Raw genomic sequence first — 13,699 nt, 5'->3', positions numbered from 1 at the left:
AGTCTGTTCATGAGTACCGATAACCGTGCCGCCGTCATCGAGGATTTCCTCAAGAAAATCCGCGTCATCCATCAGCGTGGCGTCGACCGCGCCGCGTTGACGGAGATCGTCGCCTTGCTCGAAACCCTGGCCGAGCGCCGTGATTTGTTTAATTTCGACGCGTTCCCGGCGCCCGTGCCGGGACAGGGCAGCACCGCGTTCCGCTACCGCCTCAACGACGATGGCGACACACCGACGCTGTACCTCAACTCATTGCTGCCGGGTAAAAGTACGATCCCGCACAACCACGAAACCTGGGCGATCATCAGCGCCATCGAAGGTCAGGAAATCAATTACGTCTACACCCGTGATGACGAGGGCCGCGAGCCTGGGTTCACCACGTTGCACCTGGAAAAGGAAGTGATCGTGCAACCCGGCACATCGATCTCGTTTCTCGGTGAAGACCTGCATGGCATCCGTGTCGAAGGCGAGCAGCCGACCCTGCATTTCCACCTGTACGGTTTGCCGCTGGAATCGCTCAACGGCCGTTACGGGGTCGAGGCCGACGGGCGCATTCTCAATTACAACGCCTCGCAAATGGCGCCGTCGATCAAGGCCTACACATGAGCCAGACCGTAACCCCAGGGCAACTGCAGCAATGGCTGTTCGACGGGCAGGAAATTGCCCTGTTTGATGTGCGTGAGCATGGCCAATATGGCGAAGCCCACCTGTTTCACGGGGTGAACCTGCCCTACAGTCGCCTGGAGCTGGAGGTCCGACGCCTGGCGCCGAATCCTCAGGTGCGGCTGGTGATCTATGACCAGAACGGCGGGGACATCGCGGTGCGCTCTGCTCGGCGTTTGCAGGCGCTGGGGTACAGCCGCGTGCATATTCTCGACGGCGGTGCCGATGCCTGGCAGGCGGCAGGCCTGCAACTGTTCGCGGGTGTGCATGTGCCGTCCAAAGCCTTTGGCGAGTTGGTGGAAGAGGTCAGTGATACACCGCATGTCACCGCCAGGCAGCTGGCTGAATGGCAAGCCCGGGGCGAGCCTCTGGTGGTGCTGGACGGTCGGCCGTTCGACGAATACCGCAAGATGACCATCCCCGGTTCTGTCTGCTGCCCGAACGGCGAGCTGGGCTATCGCGTACAGGATCTGGTGCCGGACGATAGCACGCCGATTGTGGTCAATTGTGCCGGTCGAACCCGCAGCATTATTGGCGCCCAGACCCTGATCAATCTGGGATTGAAGAATCCGGTCTACGCCTTGGAAAACGGTACGCAGGGCTGGTACCTGGAAGATTTCCGGCTGGAACATGGCAGCACCCGCCGCTATGCCGATGAGGTGTCATCCAAGACCTTGCCGCAACAACGCCTCGCCGCGGCACAACTGGCCGCACGGGCCGGGGTAAACACCGTTACGGCGGCGCAGGTCGAGCAGTGGGCCGAGGAGGCCGCACGCAGTTTGTTTCTGTGCGATGTGCGCACTGCCGAGGAGTTTGTCGCCGGCAGTCTGTCGGGTGCGCAACACACGCCGGGTGGGCAGTTGATTCAGTCTACCGACCTGTACATCGGCGTGCGTCAGGCGCGGCTCGTGCTGATCGACAGCGATGGTATACGGGCGCCGATCGTCGCCAGTTGGCTGCGGCAGTTGGGGCATGAAGCTTATGTGCTGGAGGGTGGGGTGAGCAGCGGTCTGGCGTTGCCGACGCATGAGACGCCCGCACACGAAGCGTTGCCGGTCATCACGGCACAAGCCTTGGCCGATGAGTTGAAGGATGACGCGGTAGCATTGATTGACCTGCGTCCGAGCATGACCTTCCGCAAAGGTCATATCGCCGGTTCGCGCTGGTCGATCCGTTCGTTGCTGGCAAGTGAAGTGGCCGGTGAACAGCGAGCTCTGGTGTTGCTGGCCGATGACCCGCAACTGGCCGCTTTCGCGGCGCTGGAATTGCCCGACGTTCAGCGTGCACAAACCCGGCTGTTGAGCGGCGGTGTTGACGCCTGGCGCGAGGCGGGTTTTGCGTTGCAAGAGGATGCCAACACGCCGCCGGATCAGCAGTGCATCGATTTTCTGTTCTTTACCCATGATCGCCACGCCGGCAACAAAGACGCGGCGCGTCAGTACCTGGCCTGGGAAATCGGCCTGTTGGCGCAAATGAGCGCAGACGAAATCGCCAGCCTCAAACCGCTGCGTGCGCCGTCTCAAGCGACTCGTGATGCGCGGGTGCGTACCCGTCTGGTGCAGGCGGCGCGTACCGAAAAGGGCAGTGGCAGTCGAGGTGTCAACGTGCCCGTCACTCGTTTGAGCACGGTGCTGTTCGACAACCTGGCGCAGATGCGCGATGCTCGTGCTCGCCGTGACCGGGAGCGGGTGCTGAGCTATGGCGCTCGGGGCAATCCGACCGCTTTTGCCTTGGAAGACCTGGTGACGGAGCTGGAAGGCGGTTATCGCACCCGCTTGTTTGGCACCGGGCTGGCGGCAGTGGCGCAGACGTTCCTGGCCTACCTGCGGCCCGGCGATCATGTGCTGATCACCGACGCGGTGTATGCGCCCGTGCGGCGTCTGGCTCGGGAGCTGCTTGGGCCGTTCGGCATCCAGGTCGGCTACTTCGCGCCTGACGGCAGCGGCCTGCAAGGGCAACTGCAAGCCAATACAAAAATGGTCTACACCGAAGTGCCCGGCTCGCTGCTGTATGAACTCAGCGACCTGCCGGCCATCGCCGCACTGTGCAAACCACGGGGCATCCTGCTGGCCGTCGATAACACGTGGGGTTCGGGCTACCTGTACCGGCCGCTGACGCTGGGCGCGGACATCTCGATCATGGCGTTGACCAAGTACCTGTGCGGCCACAGCGATGTGGTCATGGGCAGCGTCTGTACCCGGCAAGAAGTCTGGCAGCCGCTGGCGTCCATGAGCGACACCTTTGGCAGCGCCGTCAGCCCTGACGACGCCTGGCTGGTGCTGCGCGGCGCCCGAACCCTGGCGCCACGCCTGGAGGTGCACGAACGCCAGGCCCTGGAAATCGCTCATTGGCTACAAGCGCAACCGCAGGTGAAACGGGTGTTCCATCCGGCGCTGGCCGATCATCCCCATCATGCCCTGTGGCGGCGGGACTTCACGGGCAGTAACGGCTTACTGTCCTTCGAACTGCGTGATGCCGACGCTACGTATGTAGAGCGCTTCATCGATGCGTTGCAGGTGTTTGGTCTGGGCGCGTCCTGGGGCGGCTATGAAAGCCTGGTCACCGTCGCCGACACCCAGGATCGCAACAGTGCGGCAGATCGCGCATTGAACCCGGTGCTGCGGTTGCACATTGGCCTGGAAGATGTCGACGCGTTGATCGAGGATTTGCAACGCGGGTTCACCGCGATCGAGGACTAGGACTTGCGCAACAGGAGCAACGCCAGCGCCGCAGCCGCCAGCACCGCCCCGGCGATGAAAGTGCTGGCGGAGCCCGAGGTTTCCCATAGCGCGCCAGCCAGTACGCTGGCGATCAACAGGCACACGCCGCTGATCAGATTGAACAGGCCGAAGGCCGTGCCCCTGAGATGCTCGGGTGCAGTGTCGGCGATCAGCGTCGCGAGAATGCCCTGGCTGAAGCCCATGTGCAGGCCCCACAGGGCTACGCCCGCCAGCATGGTCATGATTGAATCCGCTTGCGCCAGCAGCAGGTCCGCCAGGATCAGCAGCCCCATGCCGACACACAGCAACTTGGTGCGGCTGATCCGGTCGGACAACCAGCCGGCAGGGTAGGCCGACACCGCATACAACAGCGACATGACCACCATCACCATCGGCACCCAAGTGGCCGTCAGGCCTGTCTGCTGCGCTTTCAAGACCAGAAAGGCCTCGCTGAAACGGGCCAGCGTGAAGAGCCCGCCGACGATCACCGCCCACCAGTAACCACGGGAAAACTCCCGCAGAACCTTCCAGTGGATAGGCGAGCGAAAGGTGTGTTTCCCGGCGACATCGGCAGGTTCTTTGACGCCACCGACAATCAGCGCCACCGATATCACCGCCGGGATCACCGCAAACCACAACACCAGATGGATCTGCCCGAGCCAGAGCATCAGCACGATCGCCAGAACCGGACCCAGAATCGCCCCCACGGTGTCCATCGACTGGCGTAAGCCGAAGCAGGCACCACGGATTTCGGCGGGGGCGACATCGGCGACCAGCGCATCGCGCGGCGCGCCACGAATGCCTTTGCCGATGCGGTCCAGAAAGCGCGCGGTAAATACCACATCAACCGAGTGCGCGAGGGGAAACAGCGGCTTCGACAACGCTGCCAGACCGTAGCCCATCAACAGCAGGCCTTTACGCCGGCCGATAAAGTCGCTGATGGCGCCGGAGAATATCTTGACCACCATCGCCGTCGCCTCGGCAATGCCTTCGATCACCCCGACGGTGAGTGCGCTAGCGCCTAAAGTAGTGACCAGAAATACCGGCAACAGGCTGTGCACCAGCTCTGACGAAAGGTCCATGAACAGGCTGACAAAACCCAGGGCCCAGACCGTGGAGGGGATACGCAGTGAGGCTGGTCTGGGTTTTGCTAGGTTGTCCATGCTGGTTTCCGGGCTGAATACTCATCGAGTATTGATAGCGCCAACCTCGGCTATCAAAGGTTCTGACTTAAAAAGATCAACGTATTGCCATGCGCCTCGGCCGCCGCCCGTTGGTTGTAGCTGTCACGGTGCGAGCAGTTGAAACCATGTTCGGCCCCCGGATACACCTCGATATCGACATCGTCGTTGAACTCGAAACGCTCGGCGATTTGCTTCACGGCGTCGATGGGGATGTGGCTATCCTGTTCGCCAAAGTGCATCAGCAGCGGCACCTTGATTTCACTGGCCCGATCCAGTTGGTTCTGAATGCCGCCGCCGTAATAGGCGATCGCCACGTCGACGAAACCGTTGGCTGCGGTGTTGTACGACAGCATGCCGCCGAAGCAGTAACCGATGGAGGCGATCCTGCCGTCGAGCCCGGTATGCGTCTTCAGGGTATCGATGGCCAGTTTGATGTCAGCCTGGGCTTTATAGCGGTCGGTGGCGTTCATCAATTCGACGGCGCGTTTCCAGCCGGCTTCGTCGTAGCCCAGTTCGATACGGTGGCCGTGGCGCCAGAACAGATCCGGCGCTATGACCAGATAGCCATCGGCGGCGTATTGCTCGGCGACCGAGCGGATGTGCTCGTTGACCCCGAAGATTTCCTGAATCAGCACGATCCCCGGCCCTTTACGGGTGTGGGGGATGGCCAGGTAAGCGCCGAAGGTGCCTTCGGGGCTGCTGATTTCGATCCATTGGCTGGTTACGCTCATGATGGCTCCTTTGCATAAGTTGGATGGGGTATCGAGACGCTGGCGCCTCAGCGGTGACTGCGCCGCCAGAAGAGTCGAGCCAACAACGCGTCCATGCTGAGTTTGCCGGCCCCCGAGAACAACAACGGCATGAGGGCTACGAGGTAGATCAACGGCAGTTTGAAGTTGCCGTGGCCCTTGTTGCTGATGGCATAACCCTGGGCAAGTTCACTCAATGTAGACCAATCGGCTGGCCAGTGGACGGCAGCGGTCGCGACGACCGTGACCACCACGAGAATAATCGCCGAGAGCCGTGTCCCGAGGCCTGCCAGTAAGGTAAGGGCGCAGATCAGCTCGGCCCACATCGCCAGTTCCCAGTTCAGCGTGGCGGGAACGTGGTTGAAGGGAAACGGGAAGCGGTCCTGGATGTCCGCGAACCAGTTCTGGCCGTTCCATTTTTCCAGGCCAGACTCGAAAAACTCCCAGGCCAGAAACAGCCGCAGGGTGAGGGGCGCGATCCAGTTGCCGACGCGGTCGAGGTTCAGGTGCAGGCCTTTGACGGCTGATGAAAGGGAAGTGTTCATGGGTTTGATCTCCGTGAGTTTGATCGTTGGCAGGCAATCACCCGTAGCCGCTGTAGCAGCTGCCGAGCAGCGCGAGGCTGCGTTCGGCTGCGAAGCAGTCGTACAGCCTGACGTTGCGGTGCGTCAGGCTGACCGCGTTAGTCGAATTCACGACTGCTGCGCAGCCGAACGCAGCCTCGCAGGCTCGACAGCTGCTACAGCGAGCGCAGAGCTGCTACGGGGTGTTGTTGGTCAGGGGATAGGCGCGGGGCAGGCTACGTTTGTACTTCTGCGCAATCGTGCCCAGCAGCCGAATGACAATCGCCGAAAACATCAGGCCGAACGGCAGGACGTACCAGGCGCTCAGTGGGATGCGTTTGAAGTTGGAAAAGGCGAACACCGCCGCGATCACCCACATGCCGCAGGTGTGCAGGGCTTTCCAGACTTTGGGGCCGATCAGGCGCGCCGTGGTTTTGAATGAGGTCAATGCCATCAACAGAATGAACAGGTAACCGACCGAACCCGGAATATTGCCGACGGTGGTGCGACCGGGCCAGAACTCGGGGTTCAGTTGGCCGTAGCTGTAGATCAGAATGGCGTGGACCAGATGGGAAAACGCGAAGGCCAGGCCGATGAAGCGTCGTTCACGCACCAGCGAGTGGCTGAAAGGCGAGGGCACCAGCACCGCCAGGGCCGATGCAGTGAACGCGGCGAGAAACAGCGCAAACGAAGTGCGTGCGGTGGCGCGAATGGCGCTGCGGGTGGCTTCCACCAGATCGGGGTTGAGCAGCAGAATCAGGCCGGTCATCAACAGCACCAGCATGGCCAGCAGGCCAAACAGCGACCAACCATGGTAACGGGGGACTTGGGTCATCATGACAACACTCCTGAGCAAGGGCCGACCCGGTTTACCGGTGGTCAGCGGACGACAGAAGTGTTGCAATCAGCTGTATTGGCGATATGTCTGAAAGACCGCCCGGTGCAAGTTGGTGTATCCCGGGCCGCGACAGATACATTCGCGTACAAAACTGTGATTCAGCGCCGTCCAGCGGCGTCTAGCGACAGTGTCCCCGCAATCCCATGGGGCGAGACTTCGGAACCCGGCATGCAAGCGCTGTTGAACGAGATCCTTGACGCAGTCCGACCGTTGATCGGTCAGGGCAAAGTGGCTGACTACATTCCCGCCCTCGGCGAGGTACCGGGCAATCAATTGGGCATTGCCGTCTATGGCAATGACGGCGAGTTGTTTTGCGCGGGGGACGCCGACACGCCGTTCTCGGTGCAGAGTATTTCCAAGGTGTTCAGCCTGGTGCAGGCCATCGAACACTCCGGCGAAGCGATATGGGAACGCCTGGGCCACGAGCCGTCGGGCCAGCCGTTCAACTCGCTGGTGCAGCTGGAATTCGAGCGCGGGCGCCCGCGCAATCCCTTCATCAATGCCGGTGCGCTGGTGATCTGCGACATCAATCAATCGCGCTTTGCAGCGCCGGCATTGTCGATGCGCGATTTTGTCCGGCGCTTGTCCGGCAACCCGAACATCATGGTGGACGGCAAGGTCGCCGAATCCGAATACCAGCACCGCGCGCGTAACGCGGCCATGGCGTATCTGATGCAGTCGTTCGGCAACTTCCATAACGATGTCGAGGCGGTGCTGCGCAGCTACTTCAGCCATTGCGCGCTGCGCATGAGTTGCGTGGACCTCGCCCGGGCGTTCTGCTTCCTGGCCAACGACGGCTTCTGCAAACACAGCGGCGCACAGATCCTCAGCGCCCGCCAGACCCAACAAGTCAACTCGATCATGGCCACCAGCGGGCTGTACGACGAAGCGGGCAACTTTGCCTATCGCGTCGGTCTGCCGGGCAAGAGCGGCGTGGGCGGGGGCATCGTCGCGGTGGTGCCGGGGCAATTCACGGTGTGCGTCTGGTCCCCGGAATTGAACGCCGCCGGTAACTCGCTCGCGGGCATGGCGGCGCTGGAGTTGTTGAGTCAGCGGATTGGCTGGTCGGTGTTCTGATGGCGCTCCTTGACTTGCACCGGGTGGTCGCTAACGTGAAGTAGATCTTTTGACTGCTCACCCGATCGGGTGGAGGCGCGGGTGAATCCATGATGAAGTTCGGTTCCGCGCTTCTCGTCTTCAATGAGGCGGACGCTCATTTGCGCGACGGGTTGTCTGCCGTGGTGCAGGTCGGTAATACCCTGTGGGTCGCCAATGATGAATCCTTGAGCCTTGAACGTTTCACCCAGCGCGAGCGCGCCAGCCCGGGCCAATTTCTGTTTGATCAGCAGAAGCGGTTCCCGTTGGCATCCCTGTTGACGCTGCCGGTCATGCCGGACATTGGCAAAGAAGACGTTGAAGCCGACCTGGAGGGCATGAGCTACGACCGCGACACAGGGTATCTCTGGATCGTGGGCTCTCACAGCCTGAAACGGAAAAAGCCCGATAGCACCAAGTCCCTGAAGAAAAACGCTGAACGTCTGGCCATTGTCAGCCGTGATGGCAATCGTTTTCTCCTGGCCCGGATTCCTCTGGTCGAAGAAAACGGGACGTTCACTTTGGTGAAGAGCACCGCCAGCGATGATCGAGTCGCCGCTCAATTGGCCGGCAATCAACTGGGTAACGAATTGCTCGATGAACTCAAGGACGACGAACATGTCGGGGTATTCCTGCACATTCCCAGCAAGGACAACGGGTTCGATACCGAAGGCCTCGAGGTCAATGGCAAGCGTGTTTTTATCGGGTTGCGAGGGCCTGTGCTGCGGGGATGGGCAATCATTCTGGAGGTCGAACCCGAAGACCACCCCAAGCTTGCTCATACACTGAGGCTGAAGAAAATCGGGCCGGGTGGGCGAAAGTATCGAAAGCATTTCTTCCAGCTGAATGGGCTCGGCGTCAGGGACTTATGCCTCGATGGTGACGATATGTTGATCCTGGCTGGACCGACGATGGACCTCGACGGGCCCGTTACTGTATTTCGATGGCACGACGGCGCCAGGCCAGCAGGTGAAGGTTTCGTTTTCAGCGAACAATTGACGTCGGTCCTGGAGGTTCCTTACGGGCAAGGAGAAGATAAAGGCTGCGATCATGCCGAAGGGATGACCTTTATCGGCACCGAAGGCGTAGAAGAGCCCTTGTTGCTGGTGGTTTATGACGTGAATTCGGACAAGCGTAAACAGGGTAGCAATGGACTGGAGCAGGACGTATTTCGACTTGCGAAAAAGTAACCTCCACCGCGTCCCGGTGAATGACGCTCCACGGATTTTCCTATACATTTTCCGACCGCCCCCCTGCATGGTGAAACCGCTTCATGTCTCTTGCGCTCGAACGTCTAGTCGCTGGCACGCCGATCCCATTTGCCGGTAATCGTGTCACGGTCGTCAGCCCCGAACTGGCGGCGCGCTTTCAGCCCGGCGACCATCTGCTGGTGGAGCAGGTCAGCGGCGAGTTGTTGCTGATCCCGGTGGCGGATCAGCAGGCGGCGACGGTCGCCATCGAGCGCGCCGAGGCGGCGTTTGCCGCAATGTCCAGCGTTTCGGATCACGCCATCAGCGAGTTCTTCGATCGCTTCGCGCAACGCCTGGAAACCCCGGAATGCTGGGCCTTGATTGCAGCCGCCAACCTGGCCGACATCGAGCGGGCCAAGGCGCGCGGGCGTTCCACCACAAGATTGCTGGCCGATGAGCGCATGCGCCGCGACATGATTGCCGGCCTGCGGGCCTGGCGCGATGCACCGGCCACCCGCGGCCAAGTCGTGAGCTGCGTCGAGCACGACGGCTGGAAAGTCGAGCAGGTGGTTTCGCCGCTGGGCATCGTCGCTTTTGTGTTCGAAGGCCGGCCGAATGTCTTCGCCGACGCCGCCGGTGTATTGCGTACCGGTAACACTGCGGTGCTGCGCATTGGCAGCGACGCGTTGGGCACCGCCCAGGCCATCGTCACCCATGCACTGAATCCGGCACTGGCCGATGCCGGGTTGCCGAGCGGTGCAGTGTCGCTGGTCGAAAGTGTCAATCACGCCGCCGGCTGGGCAATGTTCGCCGACCGGCGCCTGTCGCTGGCCGTGGCCCGTGGTTCGGGGCATGCGGTCAGCCAGTTGGGCAGCATCGCGCAACAGGCCGGCACCGCCGTCAGCCTGCATGGCACCGGTGGCGCCTGGCTGATCGCGAATAAAGATGCCGATGCCCAGCGCTTCGCCGCCGTGGTGCGCAATTCGCTGGACCGCAAAGTCTGCAACACCTTGAACGTTTGCCTGATCCACCGCGACCGAGCAGCCGAACTGGTGCCGCTGTTTCTCGATGCACTGCAACAGGCCGGCACCGCGCGGGGCCAGGGCTGCAAACTGCACATCGTCGAGGGCAGCGAGCAGCATTTGCCGAGCGATTGGCGCACCGCGAGCGTCGAGGTGTACCGCGCCGAAGGCTATCAGACCGAAGCACAGGCCGAACCGCTGCCCGAGGACCAATTGGGCCGCGAGTGGGAATGGGAAGAAACCCCGGAAGTCAGCCTGAAGATCGTCGACGATCTGGATCAGGCCATTGCCTTGTTCAACCGCTACAGCCCGCAATTCACCGTGTCGCTGATCAGTGAAGATGCCCAGGCGCAGGCGCGTTTCTACAACGCGGTCAACGCGCCTTTTGTCGGCAACGGGATCACCCGCTGGGTCGACGGACAGTACGCGCTGAACAAGCCGGAACTGGGGCTTTCGAACTGGGAGAGCGGTCGCCTGTTTGCGCGCAGCGCGATTCTCTCGGGTGATGGCGTGTTCACGATTCGCAGCCGCATGACCCAGACGAGTCTGTCGGTCAAACGCTGAGACGCGCAAACCTGTGGGAGCGTGGCTTGCCCGCGAAAGCGGTGTGTCAGGCGACATCAATGTTGACTGACACTCCCTCTTCGCGGGCAAGCCACGCTCCCACAGGAATTTCGTCGCTCTTATTAACTTACCGGCATCAGGGACAGCCCTCTGACCGCAGGCAACGGCACGCACTATACTTATTGTGTGTCCGTGCCCGCGCGGGGACGGACAGCGCATCTGATTACGTGTGAGAGGATTGCGCCATGAAACTTCATGACTTCCAACATTACTCCCATGGTCTGGAAACGGTCGTTCACGACACGTGGATTACCACCCGGGTAAAGTCGGCCCTGGCCTTGGCCGATACCACTCTTGGCCTGAATGTCCATGTCAAAACCCATGCGGGTGCGGTGGCATTGAGCGGTCGCGTCAATACCCATAGACAGTGTGAGCACGCTGTTGCACTGGCCCGTTCGGTTCCTGGTGTCGTCAATATCGATGCCAGCGAATTGCTCACTCATGTGTTCACCCCAGGCAGTTTTCCAGAAGCGCCCAACGCTGAAGACACACCTGAACGTCGGCCACAATCGTCAGCCAAGACGGACGACAAATAACAAGGGCGATCGTGTGAGTGGCACATCCCCGGCCGGGAAACGAGGACGGGCGCAGTAGCGCGCCTGTCCACTTTGTAACGCTGCGCCAAGCCTGGTGCAGCTTGTGCGGTCGACACCTTCAGGCGGCTTCGACCGTTTTGCCGTGCACGGCGCAAGTGCCGGGGTGTTCGGCCAGCGACACGAAGCTGTGACTGCCGGCATCCAGGGCATCGACCGAGCCGGTTTCGATGTCATAGACCCAGCCATGCAGGTTCAACAGGCCTTTTTCCAGGGCCAGGCGCACGCTCGGGTGGGTCTGGATATTCGCCAGTTGGGCGATGACGTTTTCCCGCACCATCGAACTGACCTTGGCCGCGTCGCTGGCATGAGGGCGGGCTTCGTTGATCACCTTGGCCGACTCGGCGTGCTGCAACCAGCCGCTGACGGCGGGCAGGTGATCCATGCATTTGCACTGGGCAATGGCGGTCATGGCGCCACAGTCCGAATGCCCGCAGATCACGATGTCTGTCACGCCCAATACCGCGACCGCATATTCCACCGTGGCCGATACGCCGCCCGGATGCGGGCTGTAAGAGGGCACGATATTGCCGGCGTTGCGCACCACGAACAGTTCGCCGGGTTCTTGCTGGGTCAGCAGTTCCGGTACCACGCGGCTGTCGGAACAGGTGATGAACAAGGTGCCGGGATGCTGGGCGGTGGCCAGGTGTTTGAACAGGTCGGTACGTTGCGCAAACGCTTCTTTCTGAAACTTCAATAAACCTTCGATGAGCGCTTTCATGGCGGACCTCCTTGCAATGAATGAGGGGGCGTAGCAGCTGCCGAGCCTGCGAGGCTGCGTTCGGCGGCGGAGCCGTCGTAAACCCGGTGCACACGGTCTACCTGAAAGACCGCGCTGCTTGATTTCACGACTGCTTCGCAGCCGAACGCAGCCTCGCAGGCTCGGCAGCTGCTACGGGGTATCGCTTGCTAAAGGTGGCCAGTTACTTAGAACGGACGCAGCGGCAGGAACTTGCCGTCCAGGGTAATCACGGCGCGGGAGCCGCCTTCCGGGTCTTCGACCTTTTTCAGGTCCAGCTTGAAGTTGATCGCGCTGATGATGCCGTCGCCGAACTGCTCGTGAACCAGGGCTTTGAGCGTGGTGCCGTAGATCTGGATCATTTCGTAGAAACGGTAGATGGTCGGGTCGGTCGGAACACCCGACAGGCTGCCGCGCAGCGGGATGATTTGCAGGCGGGCCACGGAGTCGGCGTCCAGCTCGAGTTTTTCGCCGATTACTCTGGCGGCGGCTTCCGGCAGTGGATGCTGACCGAGCAGGGCGGCGGTGACGTAGGCCAGACCCAGGCCGGTGCCGTCAGTCAGATCCTGCCAGGACAAATTCTTGCGCGCCTTGGCATCGAGGATCGAAGTGGTCAGGGCCAGACTGGTGTCCTGGTAAGCGTGGGACTGTTGCATGGTGTGACTCCTATCGGTTGTGGCTGGAAAGTGGAGCCATCTTCGGTTGATTGATCCATAGCGTCCAAGATCGATATACAATGCTTTGCATAAGTCCTGCCTATAGATGATGAGCCCCATGCTGCTCCGACATTTGCGCTACCTGCTGGCGGTCGCCGACCACGGCGGCTTCACCCGTGCCGCCGAGGCGCTGCACGTCTCCCAACCGACGCTGTCCCAGCAGATCCGGCAACTGGAGGAAACCCTGGGTGTCAGCCTGTTCGACCGTACCTCGCGCACGGTCAGAGCGACCGACGCGGGGCAGGCCTATATCGAATGCGCCCGGCGGGTGCTGGTGGAACTGGAAGCGGGCAAACGCGCGCTGCATGATGTGAAGGACTTGTCTCGCGGCACCTTGCGACTGGCCATGACGCCAACGTTCATGGCGTATCTGGTGGGGCCGCTGGTGCGCGATTACGCGGCGAAGTTTCCGAACATCCATCTGCAGATTTTCGAGTTGTCGATGGATGACATCGAGACGGGGTTGCTTGATGACTCGCTGGACATTGCCATTGCCTTCACCCCGGTGAGGAGCCCGGATATCGAGTGCGTGCCGGCGTTTGTCGAGACTCTGGGTGTGGTGGTCGGGCACCGTCATCCGTTGTACGAACGGCAGATCCCGCTATCACCCAAGGAGATGGCGCAATTGGAATTCGCGTTGCTGACGCCGGACTTCATCACCCGATCCTCAGTCGACGAGTATTTTCGGCAGCAGAACATCACGCCCAAGGTGACGATCGAGGTGAATTCGGTGAGTACGTTGCTGGAGGTCATTCGCCACACGCCGATGGCCACCATCCTCCCGGAGCCCATCGCCACGGCGGAACGGGCATTGCGCCGAATTGAATTACAGGGCGAGGCACCCCGGCGCGACGCGGCATTGCTGCGCAGGAAGAACAACTATCACAGTGCCGCGTCTGTGGCGTTCGCGAACCTGGTGATGGCCGGCAGCACCAGCGTGTGA

13 protein-coding genes are annotated in these 13,699 nt (G+C 61.2%); 7 read left to right on the top strand and 6 right to left on the bottom strand.

From position 1 onward, the window contains the following. Nucleotides 1-9: 9 nt before the first annotated feature. Both PGR6_RS16525 and metC read left to right on the top strand, forming a co-directional pair. Nucleotides 10-606, top strand: coding sequence for a hypothetical protein (locus PGR6_RS16525; RefSeq protein WP_064618368.1), 597 nt, complete (start codon nt 10-12; stop codon nt 604-606). Continuing rightward, nucleotides 603-3,362, top strand: coding sequence for a cystathionine beta-lyase (gene metC / locus PGR6_RS16520; RefSeq protein WP_064618366.1), 2,760 nt, complete (start codon nt 603-605; stop codon nt 3,360-3,362). The genes PGR6_RS16525 and metC overlap by 4 nt, the downstream gene beginning before the upstream one ends. Here the strand turns inward: metC and PGR6_RS16515 are convergent. The 4 genes from PGR6_RS16515 to PGR6_RS16500 form a co-directional block, all read right to left on the bottom strand. Next, the gene (locus PGR6_RS16515) at nt 3,359-4,546 is read right to left on the bottom strand and encodes an MFS transporter (RefSeq protein ID WP_064618364.1); all 1,188 of its coding nucleotides are present in this window, start codon (nt 4,544-4,546) and stop codon (nt 3,359-3,361) included. The two genes, metC and PGR6_RS16515, sit on opposite strands and share 4 nt — an antisense overlap. Before the next feature lie 53 nt (nt 4,547-4,599). Next, nucleotides 4,600-5,298, bottom strand: a complete 699-nt coding sequence (locus PGR6_RS16510; RefSeq protein ID WP_064618362.1) for a dienelactone hydrolase family protein — start codon at nt 5,296-5,298, stop codon at nt 4,600-4,602. 47 nt (nt 5,299-5,345) lie between these two features. Continuing rightward, nucleotides 5,346-5,861 carry an HvfX family Cu-binding RiPP maturation protein gene (locus PGR6_RS16505; RefSeq protein WP_018929764.1) on the bottom strand — a complete coding sequence of 172 codons (516 nt, stop codon included), beginning with the start codon at nt 5,859-5,861 and terminating at the stop codon, nt 5,346-5,348. A gap of 214 nt (nt 5,862-6,075) precedes the next feature. Next, complete coding sequence (locus PGR6_RS16500; RefSeq protein ID WP_064618360.1) at nt 6,076-6,717, bottom strand: ferric reductase-like transmembrane domain-containing protein; 642 nt, start codon at nt 6,715-6,717, stop codon at nt 6,076-6,078. Between the two features lie 228 nt (nt 6,718-6,945). Here PGR6_RS16500 and glsB point away from each other — a divergent pair, with 228 nt between their 5' ends. The 4 genes from glsB (at nt 6,946) to PGR6_RS29460 (ending at nt 11,244) form a co-directional block, all read left to right on the top strand. Continuing rightward, nucleotides 6,946-7,854 carry a glutaminase B gene (gene glsB, locus PGR6_RS16495; RefSeq protein ID WP_018929762.1) on the top strand — a complete coding sequence of 303 codons (909 nt, stop codon included), beginning with the start codon at nt 6,946-6,948 and terminating at the stop codon, nt 7,852-7,854. A gap of 89 nt (nt 7,855-7,943) precedes the next feature. After that, the gene (locus PGR6_RS16490; RefSeq protein ID WP_064618358.1) at nt 7,944-9,062 is read left to right on the top strand and encodes a DUF3616 domain-containing protein; all 1,119 of its coding nucleotides are present in this window, start codon (nt 7,944-7,946) and stop codon (nt 9,060-9,062) included. A gap of 83 nt (nt 9,063-9,145) precedes the next feature. Next, nucleotides 9,146-10,648: an aldehyde dehydrogenase family protein gene (locus PGR6_RS16485; protein ID WP_064618355.1), complete on the top strand. Its 1,503-nt coding sequence runs from the start codon at nt 9,146-9,148 to the stop codon at nt 10,646-10,648. 245 nt (nt 10,649-10,893) lie between these two features. Then, nucleotides 10,894-11,244, top strand: coding sequence for a BON domain-containing protein (locus PGR6_RS29460; RefSeq protein WP_081625598.1), 351 nt, complete (start codon nt 10,894-10,896; stop codon nt 11,242-11,244). A 118-nt stretch (nt 11,245-11,362) separates the two neighbouring features. On the opposite strand, the gene PGR6_RS16475 is transcribed toward PGR6_RS29460, so the two are convergent. After that, a complete protein-coding gene (locus tag PGR6_RS16475) occupies nt 11,363-12,022 on the bottom strand; it encodes a carbonic anhydrase (RefSeq protein WP_064618352.1) in 660 nt (219 codons plus the stop codon). A gap of 206 nt (nt 12,023-12,228) precedes the next feature. Beyond that, the gene (cynS, locus tag PGR6_RS16470; protein ID WP_018929757.1) at nt 12,229-12,696 is read right to left on the bottom strand and encodes a cyanase; all 468 of its coding nucleotides are present in this window, start codon (nt 12,694-12,696) and stop codon (nt 12,229-12,231) included. Between the two features lie 118 nt (nt 12,697-12,814). Between cynS and cynR the strand changes: the two genes are divergently transcribed. Further along, nucleotides 12,815-13,699, top strand: a complete 885-nt coding sequence (gene cynR, locus PGR6_RS16465; protein ID WP_064618350.1) for a transcriptional regulator CynR — start codon at nt 12,815-12,817, stop codon at nt 13,697-13,699.

Source organism: Pseudomonas sp. GR 6-02, from assembly GCF_001655615.1.
Lineage (GTDB): Bacteria > Pseudomonadota > Gammaproteobacteria > Pseudomonadales > Pseudomonadaceae > Aquipseudomonas.
Note: the sequence above shows the minus strand (reverse complement) of the source record. Positions and strands in the feature narration are given on the sequence as shown.